Annotated in this window: 15 protein-coding genes and 1 pseudogene; 9 read left to right on the top strand and 7 right to left on the bottom strand. The window is 73.8% G+C overall.

Translation table 11 applies throughout. From position 1 onward, the window contains the following. Positions 1 to 332: 332 nt before the first annotated feature. The gene (locus ACFC1R_RS28875) at positions 333 to 1586 is read left to right on the top strand and encodes an NAD(P)/FAD-dependent oxidoreductase (protein WP_375943511.1); all 1254 of its coding nucleotides are present in this window, start codon (positions 333 to 335) and stop codon (positions 1584 to 1586) included. A 133-nt stretch (positions 1587 to 1719) separates the two neighbouring features. Here the strand turns inward: ACFC1R_RS28875 and ACFC1R_RS28880 are convergent, their stop codons facing one another. After that, the gene (locus tag ACFC1R_RS28880) at positions 1720 to 3063 is read right to left on the bottom strand and encodes a M1 family metallopeptidase (protein WP_375943513.1); all 1344 of its coding nucleotides are present in this window, start codon (positions 3061 to 3063) and stop codon (positions 1720 to 1722) included. A 116-nt stretch (positions 3064 to 3179) separates the two neighbouring features. Here ACFC1R_RS28880 and ACFC1R_RS28885 point away from each other — a divergent pair, with 116 nt between their 5' ends. After that, entirely contained in the window at positions 3180 to 4016 is an 837-nt protein-coding gene (locus ACFC1R_RS28885; RefSeq protein WP_375943515.1) for a hypothetical protein, read from the top strand. 60 nt (positions 4017 to 4076) lie between these two features. Here the strand turns inward: ACFC1R_RS28885 and ACFC1R_RS28890 are convergent, their stop codons facing one another. Then, a complete protein-coding gene (locus ACFC1R_RS28890; protein ID WP_375943587.1) occupies positions 4077 to 4856 on the bottom strand; it encodes an MgtC/SapB family protein in 780 nt (259 codons plus the stop codon). Positions 4857 to 5001: 145 nt separating this feature from the next. On the opposite strand from ACFC1R_RS28890, the gene ACFC1R_RS28895 reads away from it, so the two are divergent. Both ACFC1R_RS28895 and ACFC1R_RS28900 read left to right on the top strand, forming a co-directional pair. Next, complete coding sequence (locus tag ACFC1R_RS28895) at positions 5002 to 5889, top strand: AAA family ATPase (protein WP_375943517.1); 888 nt, start codon at positions 5002 to 5004, stop codon at positions 5887 to 5889. Positions 5890 to 6029: 140 nt separating this feature from the next. Then, positions 6030 to 7385 (top strand): VWA domain-containing protein, encoded by a 1356-nt coding sequence (locus ACFC1R_RS28900; protein WP_375943589.1) that lies wholly within the window; start codon positions 6030 to 6032, stop codon positions 7383 to 7385. 40 nt (positions 7386 to 7425) lie between these two features. Here ACFC1R_RS28900 and ACFC1R_RS28905 read toward each other — a convergent pair. Beyond that, a pseudogene (locus tag ACFC1R_RS28905) lies at positions 7426 to 7740 on the bottom strand (SDR family NAD(P)-dependent oxidoreductase); the annotation flags it as partial. A gap of 34 nt (positions 7741 to 7774) precedes the next feature. Then, positions 7775 to 8620, bottom strand: a complete 846-nt coding sequence (locus ACFC1R_RS28910) for an SAM-dependent methyltransferase (RefSeq protein WP_375943519.1) — start codon at positions 8618 to 8620, stop codon at positions 7775 to 7777. Between the two features lie 255 nt (positions 8621 to 8875). On the opposite strand from ACFC1R_RS28910, the gene ACFC1R_RS28915 reads away from it, so the two are divergent. Continuing rightward, positions 8876 to 9802: a helix-turn-helix domain-containing protein gene (locus tag ACFC1R_RS28915; protein WP_375943521.1), complete on the top strand. Its 927-nt coding sequence runs from the start codon at positions 8876 to 8878 to the stop codon at positions 9800 to 9802. Between the two features lie 342 nt (positions 9803 to 10144). On the opposite strand, the gene ACFC1R_RS28920 is transcribed toward ACFC1R_RS28915, so the two are convergent. Both ACFC1R_RS28920 and ACFC1R_RS28925 read right to left on the bottom strand, forming a co-directional pair. Beyond that, positions 10145 to 10492: a hypothetical protein gene (locus ACFC1R_RS28920; protein ID WP_375943523.1), complete on the bottom strand. Its 348-nt coding sequence runs from the start codon at positions 10490 to 10492 to the stop codon at positions 10145 to 10147. A gap of 121 nt (positions 10493 to 10613) precedes the next feature. Continuing rightward, positions 10614 to 12002: a hypothetical protein gene (locus ACFC1R_RS28925; protein ID WP_375943525.1), complete on the bottom strand. Its 1389-nt coding sequence runs from the start codon at positions 12000 to 12002 to the stop codon at positions 10614 to 10616. A gap of 378 nt (positions 12003 to 12380) precedes the next feature. On the opposite strand from ACFC1R_RS28925, the gene ACFC1R_RS28930 reads away from it, so the two are divergent. The 4 genes from ACFC1R_RS28930 to ACFC1R_RS28945 all read left to right on the top strand — a co-directional run bounded on the left by ACFC1R_RS28930 (position 12381) and on the right by ACFC1R_RS28945 (position 15473). Then, complete coding sequence (locus tag ACFC1R_RS28930) at positions 12381 to 13229, top strand: GH25 family lysozyme (RefSeq protein WP_375943591.1); 849 nt, start codon at positions 12381 to 12383, stop codon at positions 13227 to 13229. 12 nt (positions 13230 to 13241) lie between these two features. Beyond that, positions 13242 to 13490 carry a holin gene (locus tag ACFC1R_RS28935; RefSeq protein WP_375943527.1) on the top strand — a complete coding sequence of 83 codons (249 nt, stop codon included), beginning with the start codon at positions 13242 to 13244 and terminating at the stop codon, positions 13488 to 13490. Between the two features lie 253 nt (positions 13491 to 13743). Continuing rightward, entirely contained in the window at positions 13744 to 15078 is a 1335-nt protein-coding gene (locus tag ACFC1R_RS28940; RefSeq protein WP_375943529.1) for a molybdopterin-dependent oxidoreductase, read from the top strand. After that, on the top strand, positions 15078 to 15473 hold the full coding sequence (locus ACFC1R_RS28945) for a hypothetical protein (RefSeq protein WP_375943531.1): 396 nt from the start codon (positions 15078 to 15080) through the stop codon (positions 15471 to 15473). The genes ACFC1R_RS28940 and ACFC1R_RS28945 overlap by 1 nt, the downstream gene beginning before the upstream one ends. A 58-nt stretch (positions 15474 to 15531) precedes the next feature. Here ACFC1R_RS28945 and ACFC1R_RS28950 read toward each other — a convergent pair whose 3' ends face one another. Further along, positions 15532 to 16389, bottom strand: a complete 858-nt coding sequence (locus ACFC1R_RS28950; protein WP_375943533.1) for an S-methyl-5'-thioadenosine phosphorylase — start codon at positions 16387 to 16389, stop codon at positions 15532 to 15534. Between the last annotated feature and the right edge of the window lie 15 nt (positions 16390 to 16404).

The following is a 16404-nucleotide window of genomic DNA, read 5'->3' on the forward strand; positions in this document are numbered from 1 at the left end:
GTGCCACGCCGGTCCCGGCCGACCGCCGTGCTCGGCCGGGACCGGCGTGGCACCGGCCTCGTGCGGCACCCGCTCCGGACCGGCGGGACGAGCTATGACTGGACCGTGGAGATCACCGGATGCGCCTTCTCGTGGCGGGCGACACGGGGGGTGACCGGCGGCACGGCCGCGTCGGCGGCTGCCGGGCAGGGCACCCGGGGCCGATCTCCGGTCGTACGCGGCGGTGCTGCCCGGCACGGCCGCCGTCCGGGCCGCCCCTGGTGTCCCCGGGACGGGCCCGGCCGTCCGTTCACGAGGATTTCCGGCACACCAGCCAGACGGGAGGGGCCTTCGTGCGGCCTGACACAGCAGCGGTGGACGTGATCGTGGTCGGGGCGGGCCTGGCGGGTCTCGCCTGCGCCCAGGACCTGACGTCGCAGGGCCTGCGGGTCCGGGTCCTGGAGGCCTCGGACTGGGTGGGCGGGCGGATGCGCACCGATGTGGTGCACGGTTTCCGGCTCGACCGGGGATTCCAGGTGTTCAACACCGCCTACCCCCAGGTGCGCCGCCGGATCGGCCTGCGGGCGCTGCGGCTGCACCCGTTCACGCCGGGCTTCGTCCTGGCGGGTACCCGGGGCCGGTACCGGTTCGCGGATCCGACCCGGCGGCCCGACCAGGCGGCGGACCTGCTCCCCGGACGGCTGGCGCCGTTCCGCGACACCGTCGCCCTCGGCCTGCTCAGCGCGCGGGACATGGTGCTGCCCGCCGTACTGCTGCGCCGGGGCCGCGACCTGCCGACCGAGCGGGCACTGGCCGCGGCCGGCCTGTCCGGGGAGACCGTGGACGCGGTCCTGCGGCCGTTCCTGTCCGGCGTGTTCCTGGAGGACGGGCTGGAGACGTCGAGCCGGGTCTTCCACCTGGTGTGGCGCAGCATGCTGCGCGGGACGCTCTGCCTGCCGGCGGCCGGGATCGGGGCGGTGCCCACCCAGCTGGCGTCCCGCCTGCCGGCCGGCGCGGTGCGGCTGGAGACCCCCGTGGCTGCGCTGACGGCGGCGGGCGTCCGGCTCCTGGACGGCTCGGAGCTGGCGGCTGCCTCGGTCGTCGTGGCGACCGGCGCCGCGGAGGCCGCGCGGCTGCTGCCCGGACTGCCGGTCCCCGAGCCGCGCGCCGTGACCACGCTGTACCACGCGGCCTCGGCGGTCCCGCTGGAGGAGCCGACCCTGGTGGTGGACTCCGACCGGGTGGTGCTCAACAGCGTGGTCCTGTCCGAGGTGGTGCCGGGCTTCTCCGGCGACGGACGGGCCCTGGTGTCCACCTCCGTGCCGGGCGACGGGGCCGACGAGGCGCGCGTGCGGAGCCGGTTGGCCGAGCTGTACGAGACCGACACCTCCGGCTGGGAGTACCTGGCCGGCTACCGGATCCCGGCCGCGCTGCCGGCCATGCCCGCGCCCCACCCGTTGACCAGGAGCACCCGCTTCTCGCCCGGCCGGTACGTCTGCGGCGACCACCGGGCGACGGGCTCGGTCCAGGGCGCGCTGGCCTCGGGGGCACGGGCGGCCCGTGAGGTGCTGGCCGACCTTGCCGCGCCGGCCCCGGCGGATCGGTGACGGCCGCCGCCACGAGGTTCGGCGGGCGGGGTCACGCAGCGCGCGGTACCGGGGACCGGACCGGACAGCGCCCGCCCGCCGGCCGGCAGGTGGCCCGTTTCCCGTCGACCCGAGCGCGGACGGCCCGAGAGGGCTAGCCGGATTCGGTGCCGGCGGGCAGGGGCGGCAGGGCCGGTTCGGTCAGCCAGGCGGTGAAGAAGGCGTCCAGCGGCCGCCCGGCGTGCCAGGTGGCGGCGGCGGTGAAGTCGGCGGTGGTGACGGTCGAGTGGCGGTGGACGGTGGTCCAGTCGCGGAGCAGTCCGAAGAAGGTCCGGTCGCCCAGGGTGCAGCGCAGGGCGTGCACGGTGAGGCCGCCGCGCTCGTAGACGCGGTCGTCGAACATCCGGGACCGGCCGGGGTCGGCGAGCCGCAGGTCCTGCGGCAGGGCGGCGAGTCGGCGGTGCGCGGCGGCGGCCAGGGCGTGGGCGGCCGGTCCGCCGGAGCGCTCCGACCAGAGCCACTCCGCGTACTTGGCGAAGCCCTCGTTCAGCCAGATGTGCCGCCAGTCGGCGACGGTGACGCTGTTGCCGAACCACTGGTGGGCGAGCTCGTGGGCGACCAGCCGTTCCCAACCGCGCTGCCCGTCCAGGTGGTTGGCACCGAACAGGGAGAGCCCCTGGGCCTCGACGGGGACGTCCAGCTCCTCGTCGGCGACCACCACCGTGTACTCGCCGAACGGGTAGCGGCCGAAGAGTTCCTGGAACAGCCGCATCATCCGGGGCTGCCGTCCGAAGTCGGCCTCGAAGTACGGCAGCAGGCGGGCCGGGACGTACCCGAGCTGGGGGACGGCACCGGGCTGCGGATCGTCCAGCCGGACCGCCCGGTACGGGCCGATCGACAGGCCGACCAGGTAGGTCGGGGTGGGGGCCGGCTGCTCGTACACCCAGGTGGTGGTGCTCGCGTGCGCCGTCCGGGCCAGCAGGCGTCCGCCGAGCACCACGGTGTACGCGGACGGCACGGTGAGGGAGATCAGGTAGCTCGCCTTGTCCGACGGCCGGTCGTTGCACGGGAACCAGGACGGCGCGCCGACCGGCTGACTGGCCACCAGGGCCCCGTCCGTGGTCTCCGTCCAGCCGATGCCGCCCCACGGGCTGCGGACCGGCTTCGGCCTACCGGACCACCGCACCTCCACGGTGAACGCCGCCCCGGCCGCCGGCGGTTCGGCCGGGCGGATCCGCAGTCTGCCGCCGCGATGGGTGTGGTGCGCCGCCCGGCCGTCCACCAGCACCCGCCCGGTCCGGAAGTCGGCCAGGTCGAGCGCGAACTCCCGCAGCCGGTCGGGCCCCTGGGCGGCGAGGGCCTCGATCCTGGCGCTGCCGGTGAGGCGGTCGGTCTCGGGCCGGTAGTCCAGCGTCAGTTCGTAGTGCCGGACTTGGTAGCGGAGGTCGCCGTGGTCCGGGAAGTAGGGGCTCGTGGCCACGGCCTGAGTGGAGTCCACCGGATCCTTCACTCTCTGCGAGGGCGCGCCTTCATGGCGTGGCACCCACCCTAACCCCGGTGCCGGACGCCGGAGAAGCGGGTAGGTTGGCCGTCAAACGATCTCCAGGAGCACGCATGGCCGCCTCCCAGCCCCGGGTCCTCTACGTCACCGACCTGGCCTACCAGGCACGCGGGCGGCGGTACTGCGACGAGGACATCCAGCTCTCCGCCCGCCTCCGCGAGGACTTCGGGATCGCCCTGTGCCACCCGCTGGACGCGGCCGCGCTGATGGACGCCTTCGACGTGGTGATGGTCCGCAACAGCGGACCGGTGCTGCACTACCAGGCCCAGTACGACGCCTTCCGCGAGCAGGCGGCCGCCCGTGGGGTGCGCGTCTACAACCAGCTCTCCGGCAAGGGCGACATGGCGGGCAAGCAGTACCTGCTCGACCTGTTCGCCGCCGGACTCCCGGTCATCCCCACCGTCGACCGCCCGCAGGACCTCGACCGGCTTCCCGTGGTGGCGGAGTACGTGGTCAAGCCCAGGCTGGGCGCGGACTCGATAGGTCTGGAGTTCGTCCCCCGGGACCGGCTCGCCGCCGTGGGCTACGGCGACGTCCTCGTCCAGCCGCGCGTCGACTTCCGCTACGAGGTCTCGTTCTACTTCGTCGACCGCGCCTTCCAGTACGCCCTGTACGCCCCCCGCCCCGACCGGCGCTGGCTCCTGGAGCCGTACGCCCCCTCCCCCGCCGACCTCGACTTCGCCCAGCGCTTCGTCGACTGGAACGACATCGACCACGGCATCCAGCGGGTCGACGCCTGCCGCACACCCGAAGGGGAGCTCCTGCTGGTCGAGTTGGAGGACCTGAACCCTTACCTGTCGCTGGACCTCCTCGACGACGCGGCCCGCGACTCCTTCGTCACCAGCCTGAAGGCGTCCCTGCACGGCCTGCTCGCCGCCACCGCGCACTGACGGCTCCGGCCGGACCGGCCAGAACCGCCGGGGGCGCCGGGGGCGCCGGGGGCGCCGCGATCACTCGTCGGCGAGCCCGTTCCGGCTGCACGCGAGGACGCCGGGGATGCCGGCCAACCGGGCCGTCAGCTCGTCGCGGTCCCCGTGGCCCCGGACGCTGACCGAGACCTCCACGACGCGTCCGTGCAGCGGGTACCCGGCGAGGGCGGCCCCGTCCTGGGCGGGCGCACCGGCGCTCGGGAACTGCTCGACGGCGTGAGCCGCTATCGTGGTCAACTCCGCGACGGCGAAGCCGGATTCGGTGACCTCGTTGAGCAGCTCGCGCAGCAGTCCGGTCCCCTCGACGTAGGTGATCCTGTAGGTGGTCGGCGCGGACCGCAGCTGCGGGAGCCGGTGGGCCAGGGGCCGCAGGCCGTAGCACACCAGGAAGTACGCCCCGGTCGCCAGCGCGGCCAGCAGCGGGAGACCGGCCGCCGCGGCGGCACCCACGGCGGCCGTGAGCCAGATGGTCGCCGCGGTCGTCAGCCCCCGGACCGAGCCGCGCTGGACGAAGATCACTCCCGCGCCGATGAAGCCCAGCCCCGAGACGATCTGCGCCGCCATCCGGGACGGGTCCACCGAGACCAGCCCCGTCCGCAGCACATCGGTGAAGCCGTACTTGCTGATCAGGGTGAACAGGGCCGACCCGAGACCGACGATGGTGTACGTGCGCAGCCCGGCGGCCTTCTGCCGGATCTCCCGCTCCAGGCCGATCACGCACGACAGCAGCAGCGCGAGTCCGAACTGCGCCACCTGCACCCAGCTCTGACCGAACGGTTCGTCGACCCCGGCACACAGCATCATCCCCTCATCATCCGTCAGGACGGCCGGAACGGAGGGCGGTTCGGGGCCGCGCCACGGGAGGGACTTCGGTCCTGACCCGACCCGGCAAGTGACCGCCCAGTAAGGTACTCCACACGATGCTGGGCGAAGGGGAGTTGGCGATATGAGCGAGGACGGCACGCACCCGGCCGGGACCGGGTTCTTCACCTCCGTGGACGATGTGTCCGCGAAGCTGGCCGAAGCGGGCTACCTCGCCTCGCCCGCGGTCGCCACCACGGTCTTCCTGGCCGACCGGCTCGGGAAGCCCCTGCTGGTCGAGGGCCCGGCCGGGGTCGGCAAGACCGAGCTGGCGAAGGCGGTCGCCCGCGTCGGCGCGGCGAGACTCGTCCGCCTGCAGTGCTACGAGGGCATCGACGAGTCCCGCGCCCTGTACGAGTGGAACCACGCGAAGCAGCTGCTGCGGATCACCGCCGGACGCGACGAGAGCTGGGACGAGGCCCGTACCGACATCTTCGGCGAGGAGTTCCTGCTCACCCGCCCACTGCTCACCGCGATCCGCGGCAGCGAGCCGACCGTGCTGCTGATCGACGAGATCGACAAGGCCGACGTGGAGGTGGAGGGGCTACTGCTGGAGGTGCTGAGCGACTTCCAGGTCACCGTGCCCGAACTCGGCACCATCACCGCGACCCGCCGCCCGTTCGTCCTGCTCACCTCCAACGCGACCCGCGAGCTGTCCGAAGCGCTGCGCCGACGCTGCCTGTTCCTGCACCTCGACTTCCCCGACGCCGCGCTCGAACAGCGGATCGTCCGGCTGAAGGTCCCGGGACTGGACCAGGTGCTCGCCGACTCCCTGGTCAAGGTCGTCGGCGCGCTGCGCGCCATGGAGCTCCGCAAGGCGCCCTCGGTCGCGGAGACCATCGACTGGGCCCGGACACTGCTCGCGCTCGGCGCCGACACCCTGGACGAGACGGTGGTCCGCGACAGCCTCGGGGTGATCCTCAAGCACCAGGACGACGTGCTGAAGGCCGCCCGGAAGCTGACCCTGACGTGACCGGGACGGGTGCGACCGGGCTCGGTGCCGGCGGGGCTGGCAACGGCGGAGCCGCCGTGACCGGGGCCGACGTGTGCGAGCCCGTGAACGGCCTTCCCGAGCGGCTGACCCGATTCGTCCAGGCGCTGCGGGACCACGGCATGCGGATCGGCCCCGGCGAGACCGTCGACGCCGGGGCCGTCCTGGCGGCACTCGGCCTGACCGACCGCGCGTACATCCGCGAGGGTCTCGCCGCCGCGCTGCTGCGCGCCGACGGCCAACGCGCCGTGTTCGACGCGACCTTCGACCTCTACTTCCCGCTCGGGGTCGGCACGCCGGAAGCCGCCCGCGCGGACCCGGACGCCGAACCGACCGGCCCGGTCGACCCCGTCAGCCCCACCAACCCCACCGACCGGGCCGTCCTGGCCGACCTGCGGGACCGGCTGACCGCGGCACTCGCCGACGACGACCGCTCGGCGCTCACCCAGCTCGCGGGCGAGGCGGTGAACACCCTCGGCCGCTACGGCTCCAGCCCCGCCACCCAGGGGTGGTCCGCGCACCAGACGCTCAGCCGCCTGGCACCGGAGACCCTGCTGGCCGGTCTGCTCGCCGCACGCCGGGCCGGACAGTCGCCCGGCTTCACCGACCGGCTCGACGCGGACGAGATCCGCCGCCGGATCCAGGGCTTCCGCGGCCAGGTGGGCACCGAGGCCCGGCGGCGTGCCGCCGAACTGCGCGGCACCGAGCGGATCGCCCGGCGCGCCGTCGCCCCAGGCACCGACCAGGTCGACTTCCTGGCCGCCAACCGGGACCAACTCGCCGAGCTGCGCCGGACCGTGCAGCCGCTGGCCCGCAAGCTCGCCACCCGGCTGGCCGCCCGCCGCCGGAAGGCCCACGCCGGACGGATCGACCTGCGCCGCACCCTGCGGCGTTCGCTCTCCACCGGCGGCGTACCGCTGCGCCCGGCCTACCGCCGCCGCCGACCGGGCCGGCCCGAGATCGTCCTGCTGTGCGACGTGTCCGGTTCGGTGGCCGGCTTCGCGGACTTCACCATGCTGCTGGTCCAGGCGATGCGCGACCAGTTCAGCAAGGTCCGGGTCTTCGCCTTCGTCAACCGCACCGACGAGGTGACCCGGCTGGTCACCACGGGCTCCGCCGACCCGGCCGCGCTCGGCCGACGCATCCTCACCGAGGCCAAGGTGCTCGGCTTCCACGGCAACAGCGACTACGGTGCCGCACTGGGCGAGTTCGCCGACCGGTACCCGGACGCGGTCGGCCCGCGCACCTGCGTCCTGATCCTGGGCGACGCCCGCAACAACGGCCGGGACCCCAACCTGCCCGCCCTCGGCCGGATCGCCGACCGCGCCCGCCGGGTGTACTGGCTCAACCCCGAACGGACCGAGTTCTGGTCCTCCGGCGACTCCGCCGCCCACGCCTACGCCGAGCTCGTCGAGATGCACCCCTGCCGCAACGCACGCCGCCTCGGCGAACTCGTGGCCCGGCTGCTGCCGGTCTGAGCACCCCGCACCGGCCGGCGGCGGCACGGGGCCGACCGCGCTACCAGAGGGACGTCCCGCCGAGCTCCGGGTAGCAGGCTGCCGGATCCCCGGACAGCCCGGCCTTCACCCGGCGGGACGTCTCGTCCGCGAGCACCTCGAAGGCGCCGGCCTCGATGCCGTCGAGCGCCTGGCGGGCGACGGCGTCCGGAGCCGACTTCGGCGCCTGGAGGTGGCCGGTCATGTCCGTGTCGACGACCCCCACGTGCAGACCGGTCACCCCGATGCCGCGCGGCAGCAACTCCACCCGCAGCGCGTTGGCCTGCGACCACAGGGCGGCCTTCGCCGCGGCGTACGTGCCGGCCGAGGCGACCCAGGGTGGTTGTCGCCCGAGCCGGCGGCCACCGGAGTCAGCGGTCGTCGGAGCAGTGGAAGATGCCCCAGCTCAGCCGGCCGGCACGGCAGGCGTCCACCCACAGCGGCAGGTTCTCCAGCAGGCCCGCCAGATAGCCGGGGCCGACGACGTCGCGGAGTTCCGCCGCCCGCCGCCTGGTCTCCTCCTCCAGCCGGCGGTAGTGGGTGAGCAGCTGCTCGCTGTCGTCCTCGAAGTCGACCCGGGTGAGGCCGAGTCGGGCGATCTGCTCGCGGTAGTACCCCGGTGCGGCGAGGGCGCTCACCTCCAGCCGCGCGACCACGGTCCGCAGCGTCTCGGGCGGGACGCCGTCGGCCGCCATCACGTCGGTGAAGACCAGATCCCCCTGCGGCTTGAGCACCCGGACCACCTCCGCCAGCAGCCGGGTCCGGTCGGGGCTGTGGCAGAAGGCCTCCTGCGACCAGACGACGTCGAACCGCCCGTCGGGGAACGGGATGTCCTGGAACGAACCGGTGACCACCTCGACGAGCCGGTCGAGACCGCGCTCCGCGTTGGTCCTGCGGTGCCGCTCGTTCTGGGATTCGCTGATGTTGAGTGCGACCACCCGGCAGCCGAAGCGCTCCGCCAGGTAGCGGGTCGGGCCGCCGTATCCGGATCCCAGGTCCAGCACCGTGACCCCGGGGCCGAGGCGGCCGACGATCTTCGCCGCGGCCCGTTCGACGGTGCGCCGGGACGCGGCCGCGATCGGTTCGTGCTCGTCGGCGTAGCTGCCGGTGTGGATGTCCTCACCGCCCCACACGGTGGAGTAGAAGCCGTCCACCTCGCTGCTCCCGTAGTAGCGGCGTGCCGTCTCGACGGCGTCCACGGTGGTTCCCTCGCCCATGCTGCTGCCTCGCTCACTCGTGCCGGTCCGGTCCTGCAGAGGTGCTCGACCGATGGTAACCGGGCGACTGCGCAGAGGAGTTGACCTCGGACTTCGCAACGCGGGCCACCCGGCGGCGCGGTCCGGCTCCGGGCGGCGAAATCGACCCGATTCCCGTGCCTTTCCGGTCGGTTCCAGGCATTGGTGCGACAGGGACCGTCGCATCACGGAACCGTGCACATGTCAGGATGGCGAGCGGATCGCGAGGCTGCGGCAATGGATCTCAGGCGACTGCCACCGGCTGCCGACACCGGGTGTGCGATGACGTACGGACTGCCGGCCCCGGCGCTACGCGACTGCGTCCTCGACTACCGGGGCTACCGGATGAGTCTGCGTCAGCCGAGGCGGCGCATCGAGGTGCCCACCGACGTCGTCACCCTGGTCCTCGGCTTCGAGGGGTCGATGTCGCTGACGGACGCGGTGGCACCGGGGACCGCCGTACCGTTCACCTCACTGGTGAGCGGCCTGCGGCGAACGGCGACGATCGCGCAGCACGGCGGGCGGCTGCACGGCCTCACGGTCTCCCTCACCCCCCGGGGTGCGTACCGGGTGTTGGGTCCCGTGGCGGGCGAGCTGGGAAACCAGTGGGCCGGCATCTCCGACGTCCTCGGCAGCCGGGCGCCCGAACTGGTCGAGCGGCTGGCCGAGGCACCGGGCTGGGCGGCGCGGTTCGGGATTCTCGACGCCTTCCTCACCGCCAGGATGGCCGAGGAGCGGGCGTGGGATCCGACGGTCGCCTGGGCCTGGGACACGGTACGGGCCTCGGGCGGGCTGACCACGGTGGAGCAGCTGGCCGACGGGACCGGCTGGAGCCGGCGCCGCCTGGAACTGCGCTTCCGTGCCCAGATCGGGATACCGCCGAAGCAGGTGGCCCAGATCATCCGGCTCCAGCGCGCACTCGGCGCGTTCGAGGTCCGGACCCGCCGGGACGGCGCGCGGATCGCCGAGCTCTGCGGCTTCTACGACCAGGCCCACCTCGACCGCACGTTCCGGGGGATGGTGGGGTGCTCCCCCCGCGAGTTCTTCGGCTGGCGCCACCTGGGTGCCGACCTCCCCGAACCGACCGACCGGCTCGACGGCCGGGTGACCAGTGCCGTCGTCCTCCCGCCACCGGACGGCGGCCCCCGGGCGGCACGGTGCTGAACGGGCCGACGACGCGCGCCCACGCCGAGCCGGCCGCCGCCGAGCGGGCCGCAGCTTTCGCATTCGTACAAGACACCGCGACCACGCGCGGGGCACTCTGTGGGAGGACGGCCGCGCCGGGTCACCGGCACGGCCGGACGGGGGACCTGTCCACCTGTACGCCCCCGGACAGTGCAGCTACTGCGGCGGCGAGGACCACAACTCCGGCAGCCGGTGGGGCAAGGGCCCCGGCTGGTGCGGCTGACGTCGGACGGCCACCGGTCACCGGCCGCCGGTGGCCGTGACCCGCCCGCCCCGGTCCGTCACGGCGGACCGGGGCGGGCGTTCGGCACGTCCGGGGTGTCAGGAGAAGACCACCGAGCGGAGCTTCAGGCGCTCGGAGGCGTGACCGGTGAACGGGCGGAGGCTGAAGTGGTCGCCCTCGCAGTCGGGGTCCCTGAAGACCGTGGCGGTCGAGTCCGTGCGGTTGCGCGGTGTGTCGGCGGGCTCGGAGGAACCCGGGTCGGCCACCTCGGGAAGGTTGATGCACTCCCGGCTCGGCGGGTCGACCAGTCGGCCGATCTGCGGAGTGCCGTCCAGGCCGATGAACCGGTAGGTGAACTCGCCATCGGCCGCACCGGCCGAGGTGGGCAGGGTCAGGACGAGCGCGAGTGCGGCGGCGGCCGCCGCCGCGGCGTTGCGAAGACGCATGATCAGGTGTTCCTTCTCGTTGGCAGGTGCGCCAAGTCGGACAGCGATCACCCTAAAAGGCCGCAAACCCGACGAAACGATTCCCCCGATCAGGGTCGCGCGCCGCACAGTTGACCGTCCATCACCCCGGTGCGGCCACGGCCGCGACCCGCAGACGCCGCACCACGGCACCGGCCAGGACGACGGCCAGCGCGGCGGTGTAGGCGGGCTGCTGGGCCTCACCGCCGAGCAGGTAGAGCACCTGCCCGGCGGCGGGCACGGCCAGCCACTCCCAGCGCCCGTCGAGCGCGACCAGCGCCACGACCAGCAGGCCGTACCAGGGGTAGGCGGGTGCGACCAGCAGCAGCGCGGTGCCGGTGACCAGCAGCGCGCCGCTCCACGGCCGCGCCGCGTCGCCCCGCCGCAGCACGTACAGCACGACCACCGCCAGCACCAGCGCCGCCGCGTACGGCGCCCAGTCGGCCGGAAGAACCAGCCGCAACAGGCCGAACCGGGCGATCTCGCCGTCCTCGTACCCCTCCTCGCGCAGGTAGCCGGGCAGGTAGCCGATCACCCCGGTGCCCGAGGCGAGCACGTACGGCAGGTAGGCGAGCAGGAAGGCGGCCAGCGCGGAGCACGGCAGCACCAGGTCCCGAGGGCGCGGACGGCGGGCCAGCACACCGGACATCGCGCCGGGCAGGGCGAGTCCGGGCAGCAGCTTGGCGGCGATGGCCGCGCCCAGCGCGACGCCGCCGGCGACGGCACGCCGCCGGGCCGCCAGACCGAGGGCGACGACCAGCAGCAGTGCGCCCAGCGTGTCCACGTGGGCGTCGTTGACGGACCAGATCGCGATCCCGGGAAACCAGCCCCAGAGCCCGGCCCGCCAGTCCTGACGGCGGATCAGCAGCAGCGCCCCGGTGGTGGCGACCGCGAGCAGCGCGCCGCCGACCTGGGCCGTCCGGACCGTACCGCCGGCCACGTGCAGGCCGAGGAACCAGAACTCGGCGACCGGCGGGTAGATGGTGTGCACCCCGGGCCGGTTGATGTGGGTGCACGAGCCGGTGGCGGTCCGGCGCTCGTTCCACGCGGTGCAGCTGCCGTCCGGCGGGAAGAGCGCGCCGTCACGGAGCCGTACGAGCGGCGGGTCGTCGGGCGCGTACCGGTACGGGGAGATCCCGGCGGCCTGGACCCGGCCGTCCCAGACGTACCGGTAGACGTCGTCGCTGGTCCGTGGCGGGGCCAGCAGGCCGGTGGCGGCGACGGCCGCGCTTCCCGCCAGGACCAGGCCGGCGACCTGCCGCGCGGGCACCCGCCGCAGCAGCGCCACGGCCAGCGCGAAGAGGCCGAGGTCGGCGAGGTACCAGCCGTGCAGCGGGCGGGAGTTGCCGAGCGTGCCGCCCCGGGTGACGGTCAGCGCGAGGGCCGCGACCAGGGCGGCCAGCGCGCAGCCCGCGAGGACGGGGGCGAGCACGGTCGCGGGACGGGAGGTCCGGCGGGTGGCGGGACGGGGGGTCGGGCAGGTGGCGGACACGGGTTCACCCTGCCACCGGGAACCACCACCTGGAGGCAACGGCGAGCCGCCGTTCGACTTCCGTAAGCACGTCGGAGTCCGGACCGGCCCACGGACGCCGTTCCGTGGACATACGGCCCGCCGCATCGGGCGCGAACGACCGATGGACGCAGACCCCAGGACCTGCACAAATGCAACCCACCGGCGAAGGGTCGACCAGCCCGTGAAGTGGGCATCACAGTGGGTGTTCGGCCAGGACATGCCCGGTCCAGGACCTGCCCGGCCCGAACCGCGACACACCGTCACCCACCACCCTTCGATCCGCCGCCGTCCGCGACGGATCCACCACGCCATCCGCCAGGACCAGCTCCGGCGACCCTCCGACCCCAGGCGGTGACCATGGGCATCTACGGCCAGGACTGGGCGAGCTACCAGTCCGCCACTCCCGACACGAGCGGCCTCGGCTTCGTGTTCGTCAAAGTGACCGAGGGCCTGACCTACACCAACCCCCGCTGGACGGCACAGCGGGACCACGCCCGCGGCGCCGGCCTCGTCGTCGGCTACTACCACTACCCGCACATGGCCAACTCGGTGCAGGCGGAGGCGGATCGCTTCCTCTCCCTGGCCCAGCCGCAGCCCGGCGAGGTGCTGTGCCTGGACTGGGAGGGGTACGACGACGCCAACGCGTCGGTGTCGCGGGCCGACCAGCTCACGTACAAGGAGTCCTGGCTCCGGTACGTCAAGGGCCGGGCACCGCACGTCCCGGTCGGCCTGTACTGCAACAACGACTACTGGCAGAACGTCGACACCACGAGTTACGTCCAGGACTTCCTGTGGATAGCCACCTCCGGGCGGGCGGCCGGCGACCCCGGCATCAGACACCCCTGGCTCTTCCACCAGTACAGCGACTCGCCGGTGGACCAGGACTACTGCAACCTCGGCAGCATCGGTGAACTGCGGGCCTGGGCCCTGTCGTTCCAGCCCGCCTCGGCGCCCGCCCCGACGTCCGGCCCGGCCTGGCCCGGTGAGTACCTGGCGCTGCGCACGCCGATGCTGCACGACGGCAACGTGCGGATCTGGCAGCAGCGGATGAGCGACCGGGGCTGGTCGATCACCGTGGACGGCTGGTACGGCCCCTCCTCGGCAAGCATCTGCCGTCAGTTCCAGGCCGAGAAGGGCCTCGCCCAGGACGGCATCGTCGGCCCGGCCACCTGGGCCGCCGCCATGCGCACCGACAACGTCACCTGACAGGAGACCAGCATGCCCGCCCCCATCGAGGCGAAGGTCAAGGCGGCGTCCGCCACGACCTTCCTCGTCGGCATCGCCATCGCCGCCCTCAACGCCGTCACCGCCGACAACTCCCTCCTCGGCCCGGTCCCCGCCTGGCTCCAGGCCCCGGTCCTCGCCCTCGTCCCGTCCGCACTGGCCTTCCTCTCCGGCTACCAGGCCCGCCACACCCCCCGCACCGACCAGGCGGCGCCGGCCGCGGGCGACACCCCGGGACGGTGACCCGTCGCCGCGCCGGCCGGTGCCCCCACCGAGCCGGCCGGCGCGGCCTCGGCGCCGGCCCGCGAGCCGCCGTTCGACTTCCGTAAGCACGCCGGACCCCGTTTTCCGGGCCCGCAGGCGGTCTCATGGACGCGTGGAGCCAACGAACCCCGACAACGGACCCGAACGACCGCACCGACCGGAACCACCGCAACCACCCGAGCGAGCGCAGCCACCCGAGCCCGCACCGCCGTCCACGCCTCCGTCCACGCCGATGCCGACGCCGACGCCGCCACCGGGCAGACCCGGGCCGGCGGACGGACCGACACCCCCGTCGACGCCACCACCGCCCCCACCCCCACCACCAGCACCAGCACCACCCCCACCACCAGCACCAGCACCAGCACCAGCACCGGCACCGGCACCGGCACCGGCCGAGCAGGTCCCCGAGACGGCGTTCTCCCGGTACGACCTCCCCCTCCCCACTCCCCCGGGGTTCCTGCGCCGGGGCCCGCTGCGCGAAGGCACCTTCACGTCCTCGCTGCACGAGCCGCGCACCACCGTCGTCCTCGGCCGCTGGCTGGGCGCGGCGCTGCTGGTCTGCTTCCTGACGGGGCTGCTCAGCCATGTCCTCCAGCAGCCGCCGACCTGGCTGAGCGACCACTTGCCGAGCCGCCCGGTGAACGGGTACCGGGTGACCCAGGGTCTGCACGTCATCTCGGGCATCGCCGCGATCCCACTGCTCGGCGCCAAGCTCTGGGCGGTCTACCCCCGGCTGTTCGAGTGGCCCCCGGCCCGCAGCGTGCTGCACGCCCTGGAACGGCTCGGCATCGCGGTCCTGGTCGCCACGATGCTGCTGGAGCTGTTCACCGGACTGCTCAACATCATCGAGTGGTACCCCTGGCCGTTCCCGTTCCGGCAGACCCACTTCTGGCTGGCCTGGCTGGCGACCGGCGGTCTGCTGCTGCACATCGCCGCCAAGGGACCGATGATCGCCGAGCACTGGCGGCGTGTCGGACCGGGGCTGCAGGAGCGGCGGATGTTCCTCGGGTCCGTGACCGCGGCGGTGGCGGTCGTCACCCTGACCACCGCCGGCCAGACCGTGCCGTGGCTGCGCCGGCTCACCCTGCTGGCCCCGCGCAGGCCGGACATCGGGGAGCTCGGTCTCCCGATCACCCGCACGGCCGCCCAGGCGGGCACCACCGTCACCCCCGCCGACTGGCGGCTGCGGGTCGACGGCCCTCGGCCGTACGAACTGACGATGGCCCAGCTGCTGGCCCTCCCCCAGTACGAGTCCGAGCTGCCGATCGCCTGCGTCGAGGGCTGGAGCGCCTCCGCGCACTGGACCGGGGTCCGCGTGCGGGATCTGCTCGCCCGCGCGGGCGCCCCGGCCGGTTCCCGGGTCCGGGTGACCTCGCTGGAGCAGAACGGGCCGTACCGGATCATGGAGATGCCCGCCGGCTACGCCGAGGACCCGCTCACCCTGCTGGCGGTTCGGGTGAACGGCCAGGTGCTGACGCCCGACCACGGCTACCCGGCGCGGATCATCGCCCCCAACCGGCCCGGGGTGCTGCAGACCAAGTGGGTCACCCGGATGGAGGTGTACTGATGCGGACGTTCCGGGTGGTCACCGCAGCCCTCGGCGTCGGGCTGATCGGTTACGGCGTGTACGGGCTGCTGCACGACAGCTACATCAACGACCCGCTCGACGTGCTCAGCTGGCTGGTCGGCGGGCTGGTGGTCCACGACGGGCTCTGGGTCCCGCTGCTCTGCCTGCTGGGAGCGACCTTCGTCCGCGGGCGGGTGCTGCGCGGCTGGCTGATCGTCGTGGCCGCGCTCACCGCGGTCGCCCTGCCCCCGATCCTGCGCGACGGGCAGAACAACGGCAACGCCTCCCTGCTGCCACTGCCCTACCTGCGCAACTGGCTGGTCCTGCTGGCCGTGACGGCGGTCGTCGCCGGGCTCGCGGCCCTCTGGTCCCGGTTCCGGCGCCGGCGCCCCTGAGGCAGGGGCGCCGCAGCGCCCCTGCCGGGTCGTCACCCGGTGCTCCCCGGACGGTCCGTCAGACGCCGGGGAGACCGGTCTCCAGCCCGTCCAGGGCGTGCGAGCAGACGCAGTCCCGGGTGCTCGGCAGCCCCTCCAGCGCCTTGAACAGTACGGTGCGCAGCCGGTCCACGTTGCGCCCGAAGACGGCCAGGACCTCGGCGTGGGTGACGCCCTCCCCGGTCTCCACACCCGCGTCGAGGTCGGTCACCAGGGCCAACGAGGTGTAGCAGAGGCCGAGTTCACGGGCCAGCACGGCCTCCGGGTGGCCGGTCATGCCGATCACCGACCAGCCGTTGCCGGTGAACCAGCGTGACTCCGCGCGGGTCGAGAAGCGCGGGCCCTGGACCACCACCAGGGTTCCGCCGTCCACCGGCTCCCAGGCGTTGTCCCGGGCGGCGGCCAGCGCGGCGAGGCGGCCGTCGGGGCAGTACGGGTCGGCCATCGAGACGTGGACCACCTCGGGAACCGCGCCGCCGGGCAGCGGCAGCCCGTCGTAGTAGGTCTGCTCGCGGCCGGAGGTGCGGTCCACGAACTGGTCGGGGACCACCAGCGTGCCGGGACCGAACTCCGGGCGCAGCCCGCCCACCGCGCACGGCCCGAGCACCTGGCGCACCCCCAGCGACTGCAGCGCCCAGAGGTTGGCGCGGTAGTTGATCCGGTGCGGCGGCAGGCTGTGCCCGCGCCCGTGCCGGGGCAGGAAGGCGACGCCGCGCCCGGCCACCTCGCCGACGAACAGCGAGTCGCTGGGGGGACCGTACGGGGTCTCGACGGCTACCTCGGTCACGTCGTCCAGCAATGCGTAGAGGCCGGAGCCTCCGATCACGCCGAGCTCGGCACGCGGGAGTCGGGCGGTGCCTGGGATGGTGTCAGCCACGGTGACTGCCTTTCG

This window comes from Kitasatospora sp. NPDC056138 (genome assembly GCF_042264695.1).
Taxonomy (GTDB): Bacteria; Actinomycetota; Actinomycetes; order Streptomycetales; family Streptomycetaceae; genus Kitasatospora.

Coding starts and splice junctions, on each gene's coding strand:
- ACFC1R_RS28885 (WP_375943515.1), top strand. CDS start 3,180: ATGGCCGCCTCCCAGCCCCGGGTCCTCTACGTCACCGACCTGGCCTAC.
- ACFC1R_RS28890 (WP_375943587.1), bottom strand. CDS start 4,856: ATGCTGTGTGCCGGGGTCGACGAACCGTTCGGTCAGAGCTGGGTGCAG.
- ACFC1R_RS28895 (WP_375943517.1), top strand. CDS start 5,002: ATGAGCGAGGACGGCACGCACCCGGCCGGGACCGGGTTCTTCACCTCC.
- ACFC1R_RS28900 (WP_375943589.1), top strand. CDS start 6,030: ATGCGGATCGGCCCCGGCGAGACCGTCGACGCCGGGGCCGTCCTGGCG.
- ACFC1R_RS28910 (WP_375943519.1), bottom strand. CDS start 8,620: ATGGGCGAGGGAACCACCGTGGACGCCGTCGAGACGGCACGCCGCTAC.
- ACFC1R_RS28915 (WP_375943521.1), top strand. CDS start 8,876: ATGGATCTCAGGCGACTGCCACCGGCTGCCGACACCGGGTGTGCGATG.
- ACFC1R_RS28920 (WP_375943523.1), bottom strand. CDS start 10,492: ATGCGTCTTCGCAACGCCGCGGCGGCGGCCGCCGCCGCACTCGCGCTC.
- ACFC1R_RS28930 (WP_375943591.1), top strand. CDS start 12,381: ATGGGCATCTACGGCCAGGACTGGGCGAGCTACCAGTCCGCCACTCCC.
- ACFC1R_RS28935 (WP_375943527.1), top strand. CDS start 13,242: ATGCCCGCCCCCATCGAGGCGAAGGTCAAGGCGGCGTCCGCCACGACC.
- ACFC1R_RS28940 (WP_375943529.1), top strand. CDS start 13,744: ATGCCGACGCCGACGCCGCCACCGGGCAGACCCGGGCCGGCGGACGGA.
- ACFC1R_RS28945 (WP_375943531.1), top strand. CDS start 15,078: ATGCGGACGTTCCGGGTGGTCACCGCAGCCCTCGGCGTCGGGCTGATC.